Here is a 19,890-nt window from a genome sequence, read left to right as displayed (position 1 = left end):
ATGTTTCCAGCACAATACGAAAACCTGCAAATAATGTCCCACGCCGTGATCGGATTTCCGAGTCTCGACGAAAACGAAAAAGCGATCGCGGGTCTGGCCGAGGCCGGAGTTAAATTGATCGAATTACAGGTCCCTTTCAGCGACCCCGTCGCCGACGGACACACCCTGGTCAATGCCTGTTACGAGGCTCTCAAACACGGTGGCTCGGTGCAGGCAACGCTGGACCTGGCGAAGATCGTCTGCGCGCGTCACCCAGAGGTGACTTTTATCCTGATGAGTTACCTGAACCCGCTGTACCGCTATGGTTTACAGGAATTGTTCGAACAGGCCTCGGCGGCGGGCATAAAGGGCATGATCGTGCCTGACTGGCCGCTAGAAGAGATCGAATCCTGGTTGCCGACCCTCGATAAGCTCGGTTTGTCGCCGATATTGATGGTCACACCCAATACTGTGGCGGAACGTGTGGAAAAAATCGCCCGGGCTTCACGCGGCATGATTTACGTGGTGTCACGCATGGGCGTTACCGGTCACGAAACTCAATGGGGGGAAAAGTTCCAGAACTATATCGCCGAAATCCGCAAACATACCGATTTACCGTTGGCTGTCGGCTTTGGTGTTCGCACTGTCGAAGATCTGAATGCATTGACCGACAAGGCCGAAGTGGCTGCATTCTGCTCGCAATACATCGAATGGCAACGCGATGAAGGCAGCGAAGTGGCTGCCCGGAAAATGAAATCAATAATTCAGTCTATCGAATCAACACAGGCCTGACCGGCGTTCGCGTTAAAATATGGGAACAGCCGCCGGCATTTCCCTAATTATGGATAAGTTAAGAATCCCCTGTGTTCAGCCTCGTTAATTTGCTGCTCCTGGTCCTGGCTGGCCTGGGAGCGTTCTACTGGTGGCAGAGCGGACTATTCAAGGGCAAAGCGCGTCAATTAGCCACGGAGCATTGTCGTCAACTGGATTTGCAACTGCTGGATCAAAGCATGGTCATTACCGGCTTTTGGCCGATACGCACTTCCGGGGGTAACCTTGCTTTCAGAAGAACTTACCAGTTTGAATTTTCTTCGACCGGCGATCGACGTTATCATGGGCGATTAGTTCTGGAAGGCATGACACTGAAATCTATCAAGCTCGAAGCCTACAAACTTCCAGGTTCCGAATAATTTTTTAAGCTCTGTACTGGTAAAAAATTATTTTTATAATCTCGCCCCGATTGCCTATACTCTGTCGATTAACAGATCGACCATCAATCCTTTTACCTGCAGGAATACCCATGAAAAAGCTACTCGTTATAATCAGCATCGTTAGCCTGTCCTTTCTGTCCGGATGCGAAACATTCGATGCCTACACCGGTGAGAAAAAGACCTCCAGTACTGCCAAGGGCGCCGGCATAGGTGCCGGAATTGGTGCCGTACTCGGCTATCTTGCAAACAAGGACGAAAGCAGCAAAACGCGCAAAAGAAAGATGCTCCAGGCCGCTGGGATCGGAGCAATCACCGGTGGTGGCATCGGCTACTACATGGACTCGCAGGAAGCCAAGCTCAGACAAACCTTGCGCGCCAGCGGTGTCAGCGTCGAGCGCGATGGTGACAATATCAATCTGGTTATGCCCGGTAACATTACCTTTGTCACCAACGGTCACGATCTTAATGCTAATTTTTACGAAGTGCTGGACTCGGTGATCATCGTCTTACAGGAGTTCAATCAAACCATAATCGTGGCAGCCGGCCACACCGACAGCAAGGGATCGAACGAGTACAACCAGGCCCTGTCCGAACGACGCGCCAATTCGGTAGCAAAATATCTGCTCTCGAAGGGAGTGATCGAAGCGCGCATCGAGGCGGTCGGCTTCGGCGAGGATACGCCAATTGCTGATAACGCGACAGCGGAAGGAAGATCCCTAAATCGACGGGTCGAGTTATCGCTGATTCCGATAACTGAAGAGTCCTGATCGCGAGTTCTACCCGTCCCGTGAATCGGTCTTAATGGCACGCTGAATCTTTTCAGAGAAAAGAAACAACAGGGCTGCCATGCCAATACCGATCCATAAGGTCGAGGTTAAAATATCCAGCAACGTCATCTTTTCAACCGGAGCACCCTTCTCCAGTCCCGAGGCCAGTCCAAGCAGTAGCAGTGCGAAAAACAAGCGCTCGGAAAGACCCTGCAACGATAGATAAGTTGCGCGTTGCGCGCGCGTAATGCGTGGCGCAATAGCGGCCCTGACTGGGGCATGCACCAGTGCCATAGGGAAATTGCGCACACACACCAACGCCAGCACGAGCGGACTGATTGTGATCGCCATGGCTGCAACGATACCCAGTTGAATCGACATCGCGGCTGCCAACACGCCCACCAGGCCCAGTTTCGATTGCCATGCAATACTGGCCCTGGCACCGATCGCGCCACCAAACATCGAGGTCGATATAACCAGGCCGGATATTAAAGGTGCATAAGCAGATGCTTCTAGCAGCGGTAGCTGGAGCAAGGTGATATAGGGCTGGTAAAACTCGAAGACGATATGCGCCATTGCGTACAACACGATTACTACAAGAAACACCCAGCCGAGCAATGGATCTCGAAGTCTTGCGAGACAGCTCAGGATAACGGTGAAAAAACTTTGCGGTAACGTCGTGGTCTCATCCGCATGCTGCGGCTCAGAAAATCTCCATACCAAAGCGGCCATGATCAGCGCGCTCAGCAATGAAAAAACATAGGCCAGGCGCAGATCAATCAATCCCAGTACACCACCTGACAGCGTCGCAAGCGCCAGCATCGTCAAACCCCATTGTTCCGCCCTGGCCTCGCGCCGTGCATACTCGCTTTCCCGGCCCAGGGCCTTGAGTGAATCATAATGTAACGCGGTATCGGTGCCCGACTGCATCGCGATCCCCGTCGCTAACAGGAACTGGCCCGTTGCAAACCACCAGAAGTTAGCACCAACGATAAAACAGCTGTAAGAAAGGATCAGTGCACAGGCTGCTATCAACAGGGTGGTGCGCCGACCAATACGGTCTGAAAAATAACCCGACGGAACTTCCAGCACGAAAACCGACAGGTAGTAGACCGCGGAAAGCTGGATCACCTGGTCCAATGACAACGTCTGACTCATGTACAAAAAGAACACGGTAATCCAGGCATGCCCGTCGGACGCGGCACGAAACCAGGGATACAAACGAATATTGCTTTCTAGCTGTGACAAAAGCTCTCGCTCAATTACTTGCCGGCCCGCTCAGTTCAGGCCGGTCTGGGCACACAGCGGATTATTATTGATTTACGGCGCAAATAAACGCTGGAGCAGCGAACGACGAATTTCGCAATCACTAGTCGATCGTCAGGATTTCATCGCTCGATTCAACATGAAAAATCCTTTTAATCGTTTTCTGGAATAACGGGGCAATCAGGATCAGCAAGGTAATCAGCATGATAGTGAGTGTAATCGGGCGCTCCCATAGAAAACTCAGGCTGTCATCGTTGATTAACAGGGCGCGTCGTAAATTATCCTCCATCATGCCGCCCAGTATGAATCCGAGTAGCAACGGCGCCATCGGAAAGGTCAGCAGGCGCAGAAAGATGGCCAGCGCACAGATTCCGGCCATGATCAGAATATCCATCGAGTTAAACGATACCAGGTAAACACCGGTTATCGAAAATAACAGGATCATCGGTACCAGGATCGGCTTCGGAATAATGAGCAGGCGCGAGATATAGGGAATCAGCGGCAAATTGAGTATCAACAACACCACGTTACCAACATACATCGAGATGATGACCGACCAGAACACTTCGGGATTATCGACAAATAACCTGGGGCCCGGTTGGATGCCGTATGAAATCAACGCGCCCAGCATGATAGCAGTGGTTCCGGAGCCCGGAATACCGAGGGTCAGCAGCGGCACGAAGGAACCGGACGAGGCAGCGTTGTTGGCAGATTCCGGAGCAGCGAGCCCGCGTAACGACCCGCTGCCAAACTCGTCTTTCTTGTCGCCCTTGGCCAGGTTACGATCAACCCCGTATGCCAGGAAGGCGGCTATCGTCGCACCCGCGCCAGGCAGTACGCCCACCAGGAAGCCCAGTACCGAGGAGCGCGCGACCGTCGGTGCGACCTCCTTCACTTCCTCCTTGCTCAGTTTCATACTGCCGAGCTGTGTCATATCCTGCGTTTCCGCACCCTCGTCAACCCGTTCCAGCACCGACATCATCGCCTCGGCAAGCGCAAAGGTAGCCATTGCCAGCAGCAGGAAACTGATGCCGTCCAGCAGGTCGATTGAACCAAAGGTAAAGCGCTCGACGCCGGTCGCTCGATCGGTGCCAACGGTTGAAAGCATCAGCCCGAAAACCGTCATGATCAGTGCCTTGAGGATCTGGCCTTTACCACTAAAGGCTGCTACGGCCGAGAGTCCTAGCACCATCAACGCGAAGTAATCGGCAGACTGAAAGCTAAGCGAAACCTTCGCCAGCGTCGGCGCCGCCAACAGCAGGAAAATCGCCGATATGGTTCCACCTGAAAACGAAGAATAAGCCGCCAGTGCCAGTGCCTTGCCCGCCTGCCCCTTGGCAGCCATCGGATAACCGTCAAAGGCTGTGACAACAGTACCCGAGCAACCGGGTGCATTAATCAGAATCGATGACGTCGAGCCGCCAAATATAGCGCCGTAATAAACACCGGCCATTAGGATAATGCCAGACGCGGGATCGATCCCGTAGGTGATCGGTATCATTAGCGCAATCGCCGAAACCGGGCCAAGCCCCGGCAGCATGCCGATAAAGGTCCCGACGAAACAACCCAGTACCACCATGAATAAATTGGTGGGTAGCAGAGCAGTCTGCAGACCGGTAATAATGCCATCTAACATATCTTTAACTCCCGAATATTCGCCCGGGTGCCAGGTAGATATCAAGCAGCTGGGTTAAACCAAACCAGAAAATAAAAACAAACGGGACCGCGACCAGTAACAATACCTTGATGCGTTTTTCACCCAGAATACGAAACCCGGCGATCAGAAAAACGGTCGTCGAAATCAGAAAGCCGAGCCAATCCAGTGAAAATCCGTAGAACAGGGTAAGCAACATCAGCAAAATCACCGGCTTCCAGTTAAGCCGCGCGCCACCTGATTCAATTGCTTTATGATCCCCACTAACCAGCAGGAAAAGCGACAAAACGACGCCCATCCCCGCCAACACATAAGGCAGAGTCTGAGCCGTCATCGGATCAAGCTCATCACCCGGGTATAGTTTTATCTCGCTGGCCAAATAGCCATAAGTAATTGAAACGACGAGAAAAAACAGCGCACCGATACGTTCTTTGGAAAGGATCATAATGCGATTCCGATTAGTTGGGGGCCGGGCGCTCTCGATCACAACAGCCTAAGCCAGGCGCTGCCAAACGGGCTTTGATTACGAGAGCGACGGCCGCATTAAGCAGTCTGAATTTGCCCGCTTACAGAAATCCCAGCTCGCGCATCAAGTCGCCGACCAGTTTCTCCTGCTCTTCAAGAAAACTGTAAAACTCGGCGCCTGGCTTGTAGAGGTTTACCCATCCATTTCGGGCACGCACAGTTTCCCATTCCGGAGTTTCATACATCTTGCCGAGTACCTCCGCATATGCATTAGCCTCGGCCTTGGAAAGCCCGGGTGCGCCGAAAAATCCACGCCAGTTGGCAAACACCGTCGAATTACCCATTTCCACCAGCGTCGGAACATCGGGTGCATCACTGACCCGTTCCGGCGCGGTGATCGCAAGAATACGAACCTGGCCCGCCTTGCTCATTTCGAGCGCTTCACCCAAACCGGTTGAGAGTAGCTGGGCTTCACCGGATAGCAGGCCCGCCATCGCCTTGCCACCCGCATCATAGGGAATATATCGCAGGGTCTTCGGATCCAGGCCTTCGGCCTTGATTGCAGCAGCCGGCACCAGGTGATCCAGGCTACCCTTGGCAGATCCACCGGCAAATTTCATTTTTCGGGGATTCTCCTTGAATCCGGCTACAACATCTTTCCAGCTTTTAATCGGGCTATCTGCACGCACCACGAATGCGCCGTAGTCCGCGATTGTGCCGGCAACAGGGGTCAAATCACGAAATGATTGCGGGAAAACCTTGGTCAGGGAACGCACCACGATGGGCGTTGAATTCACCATCAGGGTTCCCTTTTGTTGATCGGCAGTCTCGATGATATGAGCGATTGCTTTTCCGCCACCACCGCCGGACAGGTTCTGAAACGAAGCCGTACCGACCAGACCGGATTTGGTTAGAGCTTCGCCGGTGCCGCGTGCGGTACCGTCCCAACCACCACCTGCGCCACCTGGAATTAGAAAATGAATTGAGTCGATCATTGGCGCTGCCTGGCCGCTAGGTAGAATCAAGGCCATGCTTATAAAACTGGCAAAAAGAATCGTTAACAGGTGCCGTAATTGTGGTTTTATTTTGTGGATCATTGACATTAGTCCTCCTTTATTATTGATCTAGCGCTTTTAATTTCTTTGATTTGGATTACGCTCGCATAATCGTAACAATAATTTTCGCGCTGGGCGATTACTAATCAATGTGATAATGAGATGAACATTTTATTGATTTCATTTTGATGTCACATTATATTGTGCGAAATCGTACTATTTTTGACAATATTCATGAGAATATTTTTTCGTTAAATACTAGCGGTATCCGCTGCTGGTTTTATTGCCCCGGCAGATATTGGTACAAGCGTCTTTGTCACCGCCAGGAGACTCTATACTGCAATGAAAGCCTCGAAAAATGCCGGAAAATTCGAAAAAACCACTAATAAGGTGCTGTTTTACGCAATATCGGCATCCAATCTGAACTTCCAGCGAGACAATAGCCGGGCTAAGATCACCCGATTTTTCGCATCAGCAAATCCCGTATTGCGTTAGTCGCCGGAGACCAAACTGCTCAATGAATAATCCAGACCTCGGGCCTTACTTCGTTTTTTTCAACGAGATCGCTATTATCGAGCGACACAGCCGCGCAACGCTGGAAGCAAAATTACCGCGCGGATTCCTGGTTTCTCACTTCAGCGTACTGAATCATTTGATCCGCGTAAAAGACGGGCAGACACCGCTGGTCATTGCACGTGCATTCCAGGTACCGAAGACGACGATGACGCATACCCTGACGGTACTGGAACGACACCAGTTAATTGATATCAGGCCTAATCCGAAAGATAAACGCAGCAAATGCGTATTCATCACCGCGGCTGGACGCGCGTTTCGCGACCAGGCGATCGCCGATATTGCCCCGGACCTCGACGCGGTGCGCAAGCATTTTGCAGAAGATAAAATCTCGAAGATCGTGCCCTTGCTGGCCGATATCAGGCAATTTCTCGGCGACTATCGTAATTAAATCGGGTCGTCGACCTCTCGTATCATCACGTCGGCGGCGATACATCGATCAAGGGTCACCATCAACGGATTAATATCCATTTCCACCAGGCTACGATTCTGGGCAGCCGCAAAATTCACCAGCGCGCGAATGCTGGTGACTAGCATGTCGATATCGACCGCCGGTTTACCGCGAAAACCCTGTAACAATTTAAAACACCTGAGGCCCTGCAAGGCGTTAAGAATTTGTGTATCGCTGGTCGGCAAGAGCAAGGTTTTTATATCACTGATTAACTCAACCAACACACCACCGCTGGCAATCACCAACAGTTGACCAAATTGCTGATCGGTATTGATGCCGATCATTAGCTCGGCGATGACATCCTCGATCATGGATTCGACCATGACCTGCTCGAGCACGATTCCGGGAACAGTTTTCGAAACCGAATTTTGCACTTCCTCGATTGCATTGCGAAGCTGCGCAGCATCCTGCAAATTGATTTTAACCGCCCCCGACTCCGATTTATGCGGCAATTCTGCTGAAACAGCCTTCACTACCAGCGGATACTGCAGATCTTCAATTATCCCGTCGACAGCATCAATATCAATTATCTGTCCTGTCGGTACTTCGATCCCCCACTCTCTCAGCCTCTGCTTGCCCTGCCACTCGTCGACGACTTGAGTAGCGTCCTCTCTGCCCGGGACTTCGATAACTCCGAAATCAAAGGTTCTCACATCCGACAGAACCTGGTCGCGCATCAATCCGAAGCGACACGCATTTGAGATTGCATCGAGACCGGCATCGAGACCCTGCAGCGGGGTCACGCCGCCTGCGATCATGATCTCGCGCGATTCGCGGTCGATATTTTCGGGCAGATCGCTACAAACAGCGGCTGGAACGCCGAGCGGTTGGCAAGCCTTGATAAAGGATTTGGCATCGTTACGATAATAACTATTGTCCGCATGGATATGTGCCGGTGGAAAATCCTGTATCACCACCGCGGCATCGTAACCATCACCGACCATGGTATGGAAAACTTCGGGCATGACCTCGGTATTGCCCCAAAGCGGTGTTGTGTAATCGAGCGGGTTGGACGCGGTAGCGATATCGGGCAAGAGTTCCACCAGCGCACTTTTAGCCGTGTTCGAGGGTTGCACGAGGGCAAGACCGACTCGATCACAATAATCGGCGACCAGCGCTGCATCACCACCGGAACAGGTAAAAGCCGCGAGCTTGTTACCTTTTGGCGCGCCCGAAATCGACAGGAACTTGAGTGTTTCCATCATCTCAACCGGCGATCCGACCCGGATCATTCCCAGTTGGTCGAACAGCGCCTGAAACGCCTGATCGGTGCCAGCCAGCGAACCGGTATGGGTTATCGAAATTTGCTCGCCCAGGCTCGACTTACCGGCCTTTAACACTACGATTGGTTTTCCAGTGGTGATCGCCTTGATCGCGGCATCGGCAAATTTCTTGATACTGCGTATCCCCTCGATGTATAAGCCGATCGCGACCACGGCCGGGTCATCCACCAGCACGTCGATGTAATCCTCGATTGCGAGCAAAGCCTGGTTACCAGCAGAAATCACGTGTGTAATCGGCACCGAGCGATCGTTCATGATCATGTTCGCCGGCAGCATGCCACTTTGCATGATTAGCGCAACACCCCGATGGCAACGGTGATTGCCGGCGCCAAAAGGCCATAGCACGGCGCCATTGGTATAGTTGACCAGGCCGTAACAATTCGGTCCGACCAGGGCCATGTCGCCGGCCGCTGCCACCAGTTCAGCCTCGGCACGCTGACCGGCCTTGCCAAGTTCGCCGTAGCCCGCGGTAAAACAGGCCACGCCACCGGCACCGATACGACTGAGTTGTTCAACGATTTCGGTCGCCGCCGCTCGCGGCGTCGCCAGGAACACTGCATCCGGCACTTGCGGAAGATCTTCGACCTTGGGGTAACAGGGCACGCCACCGAGCGTCTTGCGCCGGGGATTAACACCCCATACGGGGCCATCGAACTGCGCCGCGCACTGGCGTGCGCTGAAATCGGCATCGCTGCCGCCGATAAAGGCGATATGCCTCGGAGATAGCAGCCGGCGCAGGTTCTCAGGCAATCCCGGCATCAGGATTCATACTGGCGCAGTAATGAGCGTGAAATAATATGGCGTTGAATTTCCGAAGTGCCGTCCCAGATCCGATCGAGACGGGCGTCGCGCCACAGACGTTCGATCGGCAACTCCTCCATCAATCCCATACCACCGTAAATCTGGATCGTGCAGTCGGCCGCTCGCCCGACTGCCTCCGACGCAAACAGCTTGGCCATGGCCGCATCGTCAGGCTCCATGATACCCTGGTCGGCTTTAGCGGCAGCATGCATCACCAGCAGGTCGGCGGCCTGCAGATCGGTTGCCATATCGGCAAGCTTGAACGAGGTTCCCTGGAATTTACCGATCGCCTGACCGAATTGCTTGCGCTCCGTGGCATAGCGGGTGGCCAGTTCGAGCAGGCGTTCCATTTTTCCGCAGGCGGCGGCAGCCACCCAGACACGCCCCATCTTGAGCCACTTGTCGGCGAGATCGAATCCCTGACCCTCTTCACCGAGGACCTGGCTCCGGGGTACCCGGCACTGGTTAAATGACAACTGCCAGGTGTGGTAGGCACGCTGGGCCGCACAGCGCGGACCACGCTGGATCTCAAAGCCGGGTGCACCCTGATCGATCAGAAATGCGGTAACCAGTTTGCGTTCGCCGCGCTTGGTTTGCTGCACCCCGGTCCAGGCAAACAGTATCGCGAAATCCGGAATTACCGGGCTACTGATAAAGTGCTTAGAGCCGTTAATAATGAAATCGTCGCCATCGCGTTTGGCGGTGGTTGCCATCGACAGAATATCCGAGCCGGCGCCGGGTTCGGTTAGCGCAAAAACCTCTTTCTTTTCGCCAGTGACACAGGGTCTTAAATATTTCTCAACTTGGTCGTCACGACAGGCCATCAAGATTTCCGAGGGTCGGTGGATATACCCGTGCAAGCCATAGCTGGTTTTCCCCAGTTCGCGTTCGAACAGGGCCAAGGTTTTATAGTCGAGACCGCCACCGCCTATCTCTTCGGGCAGATTGGGTGCATAAAAACCCATTTCAATGGCCTTTTGCTTGATATGCCGACCCAGTTCCTCGGGTACTTCGCCAGTTCGATCTACCTCGGCCTCGTGCGGCTCGAGTTCCTGCTCGCGAAAAGCACGCAGCGAACGGATGATCATGTCCTGCTCGGCGGTCAGATTGTAATTCATAAAGCCTGGTCCCGGTGGACTAACAAACGCTGCCAATCTTATACCATTTGTTATTCGAGTCTACTAAACTGCGTGGATCCGACAGCAAGGCTTTGATTGAGGATAACGATGATTCCAGGTGATGACGAGGTACGGGTTACCGTCGATAATTCGGTGATGGTGATCACCATCGATCGCCCCAAGGCAAACGCAATCGATCTACCTACCAGCCGCAAGCTGGGCGAGGCATTTGTCTACTTTCGCGATAATCCTGAGCTCAAGGTAGCCATCGTTACCGGTGCCGGTGAAAAGATATTTTGCGCGGGTTGGGATTTGAAAGCGCTGGACAGCGGCGATACGCCGCTGGAGAACTGGTGGGAGGCCGAGGACCCGGAACTGGGCGGCTTTGCCGGAATCACCGAAATGTGGAACCTCAACAAACCCGTCATCGCCGCACTCAATGGATTGACTATCGGTGGAGGCTTCGAAATAGCGCTCGCCTGCGACCTGATCATCGCGGCCGAGCATGTTGAGTTTGCGCTGCCGGAGTTACCGCTCGGACTGATCCCCGACGCCGGTGCCGTGCAGCGCCTGCCGAAACGCTTGCCCTACAATATCGCGCTCGAAATGCTGTACCTGGGTCGTCGCATGAGCGCCAGCGAAGCGATGCATTACGGCCTTATCAACAAGGTCGTCGCGGCGGATCAATTGATGAACTCGGCGCGCGACTGGGCCGACCAATTGTCACAGGTTGCACCCCTCGCGTTGCAATCGGTTAAAGAAGTACTGCGCGCTATCGAATGCGAACCGACCGAGCGAGCGTTTCACAAAATGCGTTACGAAGATCTTCCGACCTACCGCGCAATGCTGTCTTCGGAGGATGCCGGCGAGGGAGTCAAGGCTTTCGTGGAAAAGCGCGACGCTAAGTTCAAGGGTCGTTAACATGTTAAACCAGGCACCCGAAAACGTGCGTCGAATCGCCTGTATTGGCGCCGGCCCGATTGGTGGCGGTTGGGCTGCGCACTTCCTGGCCCAGGGATACCTTGTCACCAGTTACCTGCATGATGCATCCGAGTACGATGCATTGATGCGGCTGCTCGAAACCGCGTGGTCGAGTCTCGAGGCAGTTGGTCTCGCCGACGGCGCCTCGATGGACAACTTCAGCTGGACGACCGACCTCGGCAAGGCAACCGAAAAGGCCGAGTTTATCCAGGAAAGCGTGCCCGAGGTGTTGACGCTGAAACAGGGCCTGTACAAGATCCTGGGTGAAATAGTGGACGCCAACGTAGTAATCGCGTCGAGCACCTCCGGGCTGTCGATGACCAATATCCAGGCCGAATGCGCGACACCAGAACGCACCGTGGTCGCGCATCCCTTCAATCCACCCTACCTGTTACCGCTGGTTGAAATGATCGGCGGCGAAAAAACCAGTCCGCACACGGTCGAATGGGCCGAACAATTTTACCGACATGCCGGCAAGGCACCACTGGTCATGAAGAAGGAAATCCCGGGATTCATCGCCACGCGCCTGCAGGAAGCCATCTGGCGCGAGGCGCTGCACATGGTTGCCAATGGTGAAGCTACCGTCGAGCAGATCGATCAGGCGGTGGTCAACGGCCCGGGACCACGCTGGGCCCTGATGGGACCCTGCGAAATCTTTCATGTCGGCGGTGGCGAGGGCGGCATGGCCTACTGCCTCGATCAGTTCGGGCCCGCGCTGAAGCTGCCGTGGACGCGCCTGATAGCGCCGGAACTGACCGATGATCTCAGGAAAGCCATGATCGACGGTTGCGTCGAGATGACCGCGGGCCAGGATTTTGCGAGTTTAAGCAAAAAGATGAATGACGGGCTGGTCGAAATTGCGAAAATGAAACGAAAATTAAAAAACCAGTAATGCTATTACCAACCGGGAGAACTTGATCTATGAATAACGACGTCATCATCAGCTGCGCCGTAACGGGCGCCGGCGACACCACCAGCCGCAGTAACCTGGTACCGGTAACGCCACGCCAGATTGCGGACTCGGCGATCGAGGCCGCCAAAGCCGGCGCCGCGGTGGTCCACGTGCATGTGCGTGACCCGGAAACCGGCCAGGGGTCCCGCGATCCCGCTTTGTTCAAGGAGACCGTGGACATGATTCGCGACAGCAGGGTCGATATGATTATCAACCTGACCGCCGGCATGGGTGGTGACTGGGTGCCGAGCGACGGGGACCCGTCGCTGCCGGGACCGGGAACCGATATGATCGGGCCCGAAGACCGACTGGCGCACGTGGTTGAATGCAAGCCCGATATTTGCAGCCTCGACTGCGGCACTATGAATTTTGGTGGCAACTACACTTACATAAATACCGCGCCCTACCTGCGCACAATGGCAAAAATCACACAGGAGTTGGGCGTTAAACCGGAGCTGGAAGTCTTCGACCTGGGGCAGATCCGTCTCGCGCGCAGCCTGATTGACGATGGCCTGATCGATGCACCACCCATGTTCCAGATCTGTCTCGGCATACCCTGGGGCGCCGGCGCCGACACCGAAACCATGGCCGCGATGAAACAGGCTCTCCCCGAGAATGCAGTCTGGGCTGGTTTCGGGATCTCCAAAATGCAAATGCCGATGGTGGCCCAGGCGGTACTGCTGGGTGGCAATGTCCGCGTTGGACTGGAGGATAATATTTATCTCGATCGCGGAGTGCTCGCCAGCAATGGCATGCTGGTCGAACGGGCGGTTGAAATAATCGAGCGTATGGGTGCCCGGATACTGGGCCCTGGCGCAGCGCGAGCCAAACTGGGGCTAAACTAGCCGCAATATGGAGAATTCCAGGGAAATGCGAAACACGTCACCCTTGATATAATTCGTATTGCATATATATACACTCTATGAGCATAACGAATACACAGTTTACAATCGGACAGGTCGTCAAACACCGACTGTACGATTTTCGTGGCGTCATCATCGATGTCGATCCCGAATTCAACAATACCGAGGAATGGTGGCTATCGATTCCGGAAGAGCTACGGCCTCACAAGGACCAGCCGTTTTATCACCTGCTGGCGGAAAACGAGAGCATGGCTTACGAAGCCTACGTGTCTGAACAGAATCTTTTAAGCGACGAAAGCGGCGAACCCGTTAATCACCCTCAGGTCCCTGAGATGTTCGGTGAGTTTAAGGGCGACAGTTACGCGCTGCCGGATAGCTACCGCAATTAAACCAGCCGGTCTTTATACATAAAATAAAGGGGTAGCAATGCTACCCCTTTTTCGTTGCGTTTTAACGGTCGCGGTATCTAGGCAAACCACCAGCGCTCGGAGTTCTTGGCACCGTCGAGCTCCCAGTTGTTACCGATCACTTCGGGCACGTGCAGGCGTTCGTTATATGCCATGACATCGCTGCGGAACAATGGCAGGCAGACGCCGCCTTCATGGTGCACGATTTGCTGCATCTCGACGTAGAGTATCCGCCGCTTGTTCGGATCGAGTTCGGCGCGGGCCAACACCAACAGCTTGTTGAACTTATCATGCTTCCAGTAAGTATCGTTCCAGCTCGCGTCCGCAGCATAAATTTGCGAGAAAATCCAGTTCTCGGTGGCGCGGCCGCTCCAGTAACAGGCGCTGAAAGGCTTCTTCATCCAGACGTTGCTCCAGTATCCATCGTCCGGCTCGCGCACAACATTGATGTTAATACCGGCCGCACGGGCCGAAGCGGCCATCAATTGCCCGGCATCGAGGGCGCCGCCAAAACCGGTTTCGGCCGCATGAAAATCGATGTCGAGCTTGCTCAAACCGGCCTTCTTCAGATGGAACTTTGCCTTGTCCGGATCGTACTGGCGTTGCGGCAACTCGGCCTCGGTGGCGCGGTAGATATTGGCCGGGCCGATAGGATGATCGTTACCCAGCTGACCGAAACCGTGCACCACCTTCCTCAGCCATTCTTCGCGATCGACGATGTACTTGACCGCGGTGCGCACATCGTTGTTGTCGAATGGCGCCGTGTCGGTGCGCATCGGCAGCGTAATCTGTTTGTTACCGGTGGTCGCCTCGATCTTGATTCCCGGAACCCGCTTCATCAGGTGTATAGTCTGGGTCGGCACGTTGTTGATCACATCGAGCTGACCACCCTGCAACGCCTGGCTGCGCGCGGTTGCATCGGCGATCTGCGTGATTTCGACTTCATCGAAATGCGCAAAGCCTTCTTTCCAGTAGTTCGGGTTGCGCGTGGTGAATGAACGTACCCCTGCATCATGCTGTTTCAACACGTACCCACCGGTACCGATCCCGGATGCCCAGTCGATCGTGCCATCGCTATTAGCCGGGCAGATATTCATGTGGTAATCGGTCAGCAGGAACGGGAAATCGGCGTCGCCGCCGCTGAGTTCAACGTTTATCGCATGTTTGCCGTCGGCCTTGACCGAAACCACACCAGCCATGATGCCCTTGGCGGCCGACTTCGAATCTTCGCCCAGGTGATGGTTGATCGACGCGATCACGTCTTCCGAGGTCAGGCTCTTGCCGTTGTGGAACTCGACGCCCTTGCGGATCTTGAAATGCCAGTTTTTGGCGTCCGGACTGGCTTCCCAGCTTTCCGCCAGTTCAGGCGTCAGCTGACCGTTGGCGGCAACCTCGGTCAGGCTGTTGCGCAACTGGCCAAACTGCAGATGAATCATGTACAGGTCGAGAATCTGGCCTGGATCCAAGGTGTCGGTGGTAGCACCACCGGTCAGGCCGACCCGCAGACGCCCGCCTTTTTTCGGGGTTGCCGCTTCGACCTTGTTGAGAATGGCCGATGCCGCGGTCAACGACACACCCATCGCCAGGGCGCCGGTCATAAAACTGCGGCGGGACAGTTTTCCCGACTCGAATGACTGCTGAATATCTTTGATTTTATCCGCGACCTCGAGATCGGACACGCCCGCGCTCAGATCAACTTTTTTATCGTCTTTGGATCTCACTTGTGACTCCTCCTCTTCGGAATGTCTTATTCAGTTTAATTATTAATCGGCTGCGCCTTATGGCTGCAAGCATATCCCAAGTTACTTAAGCGGTGCAATCGGCATCTGGGGCGCCACCCGAATTTTGCCCGACGGTTGGTCGTGGCTAAGCATAAACTAGCCGGGTCAGACGGCGGATCCCGGCACAAAACCCAGCTTCTTATCGACGATATTGTTTAACGGATTACCGGCCGCGTAGCGCGTCCAATTATCTAAAAACTGTTTCGCCATCGCCGCCTCGTACTCGATATAGTCACCTGACATATGGGGCGAAACCAGGCAATTGGTCGCGCTCCAGAACGGGCTGTCCGGCTGCAGTGGCTCGTCCACGAAAACATCGAGTGCAGCGCCGGCAATTTGTTGCTCGTTCAGGGCCTTGAGCAGCGCATCCTCGACCACGAGCGCGCCCCTGCCAACGTTGATGAAGCGCGCGTGCGAGGCCATGGCGGCAAATTCTGTAGCGCCAAAAAGGTTGCGGGTGTGTTCAGTCAAAGGGGTGATCAGTACCACGTAATCTGCACCGGCCAGGTGCGCATGCAAATCATCCACCGCGTGAATATGGCTAAAATCCGCTCCACCATCGCGCGCACTGCGACCAATGGCTTCAACCTCCATGCCTGCCGCCTGCAGCAGGCGGCCGATCGCGCGCCCTATCGAACCAACTCCAACCACGAGGGCACGCTTGCCCGCAACGATTTCGGTCAGTCGATGCCGCCACTGCGCCTGCGCCTGGAACTCGAGTGTCTCGGGAATCTGCTTGGCGAAGCAAATGATCATCCCAAGCACCCATTCGGCAATCGGCACATCAAAAATACCGCGCGCATTGGTCAATTGAACGTCACTGTCAACCAGTTCTGGAAACATCGCGGCATCCACACCCGCGCCTGCCCAGTGGATCCAGCGCAACTCGGTTGCACTATCCCAGGCCTCGCGCAGGCTGTCAGCGCGAAAGTTCCAGCCCAACATGGCTTCAGCCCCGGAGAGCGCTGCACGCAATTCATCGGTAGTTGTCGCAAATCGCAGTTCAGCCTGCTCGCAGAGTTCACCAAGACGGGGCACATCTTCAATCTGCTCTGCCCCCTGTATCAACAAAACCGGTTTCAAATTAATCCTCTACTTTAGTGTGCTGTCAGGAATCGCATATTATATCTGCTTGTTGCTGTTCGAGGAAAATGCGCCGAACTTCCGTGGCAAGTGGTGCGAATATTTGGCGTGACTGAATAATTATGTCTAATCTGGAAATCTGCCACTGGCTATGCGTCTTTAATGGAAAACCTGCTTTCATATTGGGAACTGAAATTTTATAGTTACGATCACACCAGAGGATTTAAAGTAATGAGCGAACCGCCAACCCAGGAATATGATGAAAATTTGATGGCTTTTCTGGAAGCCGTCTGGGGGGAAGGCTTCATGTCACCCGGTGGTACTGATGAGGTTGATCGCTACCTGGCCGGGATTAGTCTCGATGAAAAATCTGTGCTCGATATCGGCTGCGGTCTCGGTGGCATTGACATTCACCTGGTGCAGCAGCATGGGGCAGCATTGGTAACCGGCATTGACGTCGACCCGGCTCTGATTGAGCGCTGCAATCTACTGGCGCAAAAGTATAATGTCGTGGCTCAATCAAGGTTCGTTTGCGTCGATCCTGGTCCGTTACCGTTTGATAGCGAGAGCTTTGACATCGTCACCAGCAAGGATTCGATCATTCACATTGCGAATAAACATGATCTGGCCGTCGACGTTTATCGAGTGCTCAAGCCGGATGGCTGGTTTGTCGCCAGCGACTGGCTGGCTGGCTATGATGGCGAACCATCGCGGGAAATGCAGGAATATCTCATTGCGGAGGGCCTGGATTTCGGACTCGCATCCGCCAACACCTATCTGGATGCATTGGAGAGCGCCGGATTTACCGATATCGAAATTGTCGACCGCAATGACTGGTATCGCCAACAGGCCCGCGAGGAACGCGAACAAATGGGCGGCGTCCTGTACGATGGCCTGGCATCAAAGGTCGGAACCGAATTTCTGGAGCACGAAATTGATGTCTGGGACAAGATGATCATTGCCATCGACCAGGGGCAATTGCGCCCGACCCACTTGCGCGGACGAAAACCGGAGCTCGTTTAATAACATTCTATTTGCTTGATCGAAAATAACTGTATGTCTCAAAATCAATCAACCTACGAAAAGGCCAGGGCGTTAATCGATGCCGCTAACAGCGCAGACCCCAACCAGGTATCCGTTGACGGTAAAGAATGGCCCAAGGAACTCCTCTACTCCGAACGCATGTCAGACATGCTGAAGCGCTACAGACCCGATGCCGATGACGCGATGAAGCTCGCCATACGGGCACAGCATATCGAGCGCTGGAAATCACCACGCAATGCTTACCCCATGGATCGCATCGGCTACCTGAAGTGGCGCAAGGACCTGTACAAGATCCAGGCGAATACTGCCGCCGAATTATTGCAGCAAGCAGGATATGGCGACGAGGATGTAGAGCGGGTTCGAAACGCGGTCGCCAAGAAAAACATCAAGGGTAACCCGGACACGCAGCTACTGGAGGACGTGACGGACCTTTGCTTCATGGAGCACTACATGCTCGAATTTGTTGACAAGCACCCCGATTACAGCGAGGAAAAGTGGATAGAGATTATCCAGAAAACCTGGCACAAGATGTCCGACAATGCACACCAGTTCGCATTGTCCGGGGCGGTCAAGTTGCCCGAGACCCTGGTGCCCCTGATTCATAAGGCAGTTGCTGGTCCCACATAAAACACAGGATAAATCGGCCCATGAATACGACTGAAAAACGGCCCCCGGTCTGGATTGGGCACGTGGCCATGCACACCTCAAGCCTGCGCGAATCCAGCGAGTTCATGCAACTCGTGGGAATGCGCCTGATCGCCAGTGGCGATGAATATGCGATACTGGAAATGCGTGGCGGCACGCACCTGGTACTGACGACGGACGCGGAATCAAAACTAATAAGGGGAAGCTTTGACCTTATGGTCGAAGACCTCGACGCTACTCACAAGCACTATACCCAACTGGGCCTCGAGCCAGGCGAAATCGAACACGGCCAGATTCACGATTACTTCGAACTGCGCGAGCCGGGCGGTACAATGATTACGTTCAATTCCAGCCACGTTGGTCAATTACCGGTTTAACCGATGCGCTCGATCGGATCTGATTGACCTGGCCCGTGCCGCCCTTAAAAATCAACAAATTGCCTGCGAACCCTGGATTCGAGTAAGGGGATTGCCTTTTCCAGCACGAGTTCCTTGAAATGCGCGGTTTCCTGGTGGGCGGCCAACCCATCGGCATCGTGATACTTTTCGTAGATAAAGAACTCTCGCGGATTATCCGGATCAACGTGCGTCGTGTAGGTAATAATGCCTGCTTCCTCGCGCGACGCTTCACCGAGCTGTTGCAAGATTTCACTGATTTCCGCCTCGTGACCCGGTTTCGCGGTCCAGGTTACCGCCAATACGTATGCCATTACTCTCTCTGCTGGTTATCTTCGTCAAATAAGATTGGCCAAGCGTAACCCACATCGCCGGCTTTATCATGTCGGCTGACTTCATCCAGCCTTTAGAAGTCTCGTGATAATCAGAAACTGGCAGTGCGGCCACTGCATAAAAAAAGCCCCGTACCAACGGTACGGGGCTTTCGAATTAATGCCTGGCAAGGGCCGGCCCCGTGAGCGTAGCGAACGCTTTGGGTCTGACCTTCCTTACTGTGAAAGTAGGTCATTGCCACTGAACCAAAAAAGAAAAAACCCCAGTCGACGAAGTCGGCTGGGGTTTTGAAGTTTAATGCCTGGCAATGACCTACTTTCACATGGGGAGACCCCACACTATCATCGGCGCTGTTCCGTTTCACTTCTGAGTTCGGGATGGGATCAGGTGGGTCCAGAACGCTATGGTTGCCAAGCAATTCGGTTATGATCTGAAGAATCCGGGGACAGTATACTTAATTCCGCTAATACCCTTATGACCACGGAGGACAGTTGGAATTAAGTATACTGTCCCCGTACTTCTTCAAACCTCAATTTGAATGCTGTAATAAAGTTAATGTTGCATCTTTGACGCGACATAACACACAACATAAAGTTGTTTGGGTGTTATATGGTCAAGCCGCACGGTCAATTAGTACCAGTTAGCTACACACATTGCTGTGCTTCCACACCTGGCCTATCAACGTCGTAGTCTTCGACGGACCTTCAGAGACTTCAAGAGTCTAGTGAGAACTAATCTTGGGAGGGGCTTCCCGCTTAGATGCTTTCAGCGGTTATCCTTTCC

Annotated in this window: 20 protein-coding genes and 2 rRNA genes; 11 read left to right on the top strand and 11 right to left on the bottom strand. The window is 53.9% G+C overall.

Features of this window, described 5'->3' with window-relative positions:
• From trpA to OES20_09625, 3 genes are all read left to right on the top strand, one after another.
• A complete protein-coding gene (trpA, locus tag OES20_09635; protein MDH3634953.1) occupies positions 1-771 on the top strand; it encodes a tryptophan synthase subunit alpha in 771 nt (256 codons plus the stop codon).
• A 71-nt stretch (positions 772-842) separates the two neighbouring features.
• Positions 843-1,169, top strand: a complete 327-nt coding sequence (locus tag OES20_09630) for a DUF3301 domain-containing protein (protein MDH3634952.1) — start codon at positions 843-845, stop codon at positions 1,167-1,169.
• A 110-nt stretch (positions 1,170-1,279) separates the two neighbouring features.
• Positions 1,280-1,957, top strand: coding sequence for an OmpA family protein (locus tag OES20_09625; GenBank protein MDH3634951.1), 678 nt, complete (start codon positions 1,280-1,282; stop codon positions 1,955-1,957).
• Positions 1,958-1,966: 9 nt separating this feature from the next.
• Here OES20_09625 and OES20_09620 read toward each other — a convergent pair whose 3' ends face one another.
• The 4 genes from OES20_09620 to OES20_09605 form a co-directional block, all read right to left on the bottom strand.
• Positions 1,967-3,205: an MFS transporter gene (locus OES20_09620; GenBank protein MDH3634950.1), complete on the bottom strand. Its 1,239-nt coding sequence runs from the start codon at positions 3,203-3,205 to the stop codon at positions 1,967-1,969.
• Between the two features lie 121 nt (positions 3,206-3,326).
• Positions 3,327-4,859 (bottom strand): tripartite tricarboxylate transporter permease, encoded by a 1,533-nt coding sequence (locus OES20_09615; protein MDH3634949.1) that lies wholly within the window; start codon positions 4,857-4,859, stop codon positions 3,327-3,329.
• Between the two features lie 4 nt (positions 4,860-4,863).
• Entirely contained in the window at positions 4,864-5,322 is a 459-nt protein-coding gene (locus OES20_09610; protein ID MDH3634948.1) for a tripartite tricarboxylate transporter TctB family protein, read from the bottom strand.
• 121 nt (positions 5,323-5,443) lie between these two features.
• Positions 5,444-6,373, bottom strand: a complete 930-nt coding sequence (locus tag OES20_09605) for a tripartite tricarboxylate transporter substrate-binding protein (GenBank protein MDH3634947.1) — start codon at positions 6,371-6,373, stop codon at positions 5,444-5,446.
• A gap of 541 nt (positions 6,374-6,914) precedes the next feature.
• Between OES20_09605 and OES20_09600 the strand changes: the two genes are divergently transcribed.
• Positions 6,915-7,361, top strand: a complete 447-nt coding sequence (locus tag OES20_09600) for a MarR family transcriptional regulator (protein MDH3634946.1) — start codon at positions 6,915-6,917, stop codon at positions 7,359-7,361.
• Here OES20_09600 and OES20_09595 read toward each other — a convergent pair.
• Both OES20_09595 and OES20_09590 read right to left on the bottom strand, forming a co-directional pair.
• Positions 7,358-9,463, bottom strand: coding sequence for an acetate--CoA ligase family protein (locus OES20_09595; protein ID MDH3634945.1), 2,106 nt, complete (start codon positions 9,461-9,463; stop codon positions 7,358-7,360). The two genes, OES20_09600 and OES20_09595, sit on opposite strands and share 4 nt — an antisense overlap.
• A complete protein-coding gene (locus tag OES20_09590; protein ID MDH3634944.1) occupies positions 9,463-10,623 on the bottom strand; it encodes an acyl-CoA dehydrogenase family protein in 1,161 nt (386 codons plus the stop codon). Before OES20_09590 ends, OES20_09595 begins: the two co-directional genes overlap by 1 nt.
• A 108-nt stretch (positions 10,624-10,731) precedes the next feature.
• Here OES20_09590 and OES20_09585 point away from each other — a divergent pair, with 108 nt between their 5' ends.
• From OES20_09585 to hspQ, 4 genes are all read left to right on the top strand, one after another.
• A complete protein-coding gene (locus tag OES20_09585) occupies positions 10,732-11,544 on the top strand; it encodes an enoyl-CoA hydratase-related protein (protein ID MDH3634943.1) in 813 nt (270 codons plus the stop codon).
• A gap of 1 nt (position 11,545) precedes the next feature.
• Positions 11,546-12,496 (top strand): 3-hydroxyacyl-CoA dehydrogenase NAD-binding domain-containing protein, encoded by a 951-nt coding sequence (locus tag OES20_09580; GenBank protein MDH3634942.1) that lies wholly within the window; start codon positions 11,546-11,548, stop codon positions 12,494-12,496.
• Between the two features lie 29 nt (positions 12,497-12,525).
• Positions 12,526-13,401, top strand: a complete 876-nt coding sequence (locus tag OES20_09575) for a 3-keto-5-aminohexanoate cleavage protein (GenBank protein ID MDH3634941.1) — start codon at positions 12,526-12,528, stop codon at positions 13,399-13,401.
• 77 nt (positions 13,402-13,478) lie between these two features.
• Complete coding sequence (gene hspQ, locus OES20_09570; GenBank protein ID MDH3634940.1) at positions 13,479-13,808, top strand: heat shock protein HspQ; 330 nt, start codon at positions 13,479-13,481, stop codon at positions 13,806-13,808.
• A gap of 77 nt (positions 13,809-13,885) precedes the next feature.
• On the opposite strand, the gene OES20_09565 is transcribed toward hspQ, so the two are convergent.
• Both OES20_09565 and OES20_09560 read right to left on the bottom strand, forming a co-directional pair.
• Complete coding sequence (locus tag OES20_09565) at positions 13,886-15,547, bottom strand: ABC transporter substrate-binding protein (protein ID MDH3634939.1); 1,662 nt, start codon at positions 15,545-15,547, stop codon at positions 13,886-13,888.
• Between the two features lie 165 nt (positions 15,548-15,712).
• Positions 15,713-16,690: a D-2-hydroxyacid dehydrogenase gene (locus OES20_09560; protein MDH3634938.1), complete on the bottom strand. Its 978-nt coding sequence runs from the start codon at positions 16,688-16,690 to the stop codon at positions 15,713-15,715.
• 231 nt (positions 16,691-16,921) lie between these two features.
• Here OES20_09560 and OES20_09555 point away from each other — a divergent pair, with 231 nt between their 5' ends.
• Genes OES20_09555 through OES20_09545 form a run of 3 tightly spaced genes read left to right on the top strand, consistent with a single transcriptional unit; the run spans position 16,922 to position 18,756 of the window.
• Positions 16,922-17,713, top strand: coding sequence for a methyltransferase domain-containing protein (locus tag OES20_09555; protein ID MDH3634937.1), 792 nt, complete (start codon positions 16,922-16,924; stop codon positions 17,711-17,713).
• A gap of 33 nt (positions 17,714-17,746) precedes the next feature.
• Positions 17,747-18,361 carry a DUF4202 domain-containing protein gene (locus OES20_09550; protein MDH3634936.1) on the top strand — a complete coding sequence of 205 codons (615 nt, stop codon included), beginning with the start codon at positions 17,747-17,749 and terminating at the stop codon, positions 18,359-18,361.
• Positions 18,362-18,381: 20 nt separating this feature from the next.
• Positions 18,382-18,756 carry a VOC family protein gene (locus OES20_09545; GenBank protein ID MDH3634935.1) on the top strand — a complete coding sequence of 125 codons (375 nt, stop codon included), beginning with the start codon at positions 18,382-18,384 and terminating at the stop codon, positions 18,754-18,756.
• 44 nt (positions 18,757-18,800) lie between these two features.
• Here the strand turns inward: OES20_09545 and OES20_09540 are convergent, their stop codons facing one another.
• The 3 genes from OES20_09540 to OES20_09530 form a co-directional block, all read right to left on the bottom strand.
• Positions 18,801-19,088: an antibiotic biosynthesis monooxygenase gene (locus OES20_09540; GenBank protein MDH3634934.1), complete on the bottom strand. Its 288-nt coding sequence runs from the start codon at positions 19,086-19,088 to the stop codon at positions 18,801-18,803.
• Positions 19,089-19,406: 318 nt separating this feature from the next.
• Positions 19,407-19,522: ribosomal RNA gene (rrf, locus tag OES20_09535) — 5S ribosomal RNA — on the bottom strand.
• Positions 19,523-19,716: 194 nt separating this feature from the next.
• Positions 19,717-19,890, bottom strand: a 23S ribosomal RNA gene (locus tag OES20_09530); the annotation flags it as partial.

This window comes from Gammaproteobacteria bacterium, assembly GCA_029862005.1.
In the GTDB taxonomy this organism is placed as follows: Bacteria; Pseudomonadota; Gammaproteobacteria.
This window is presented reverse-complemented; position numbering and strand designations above follow the sequence as displayed.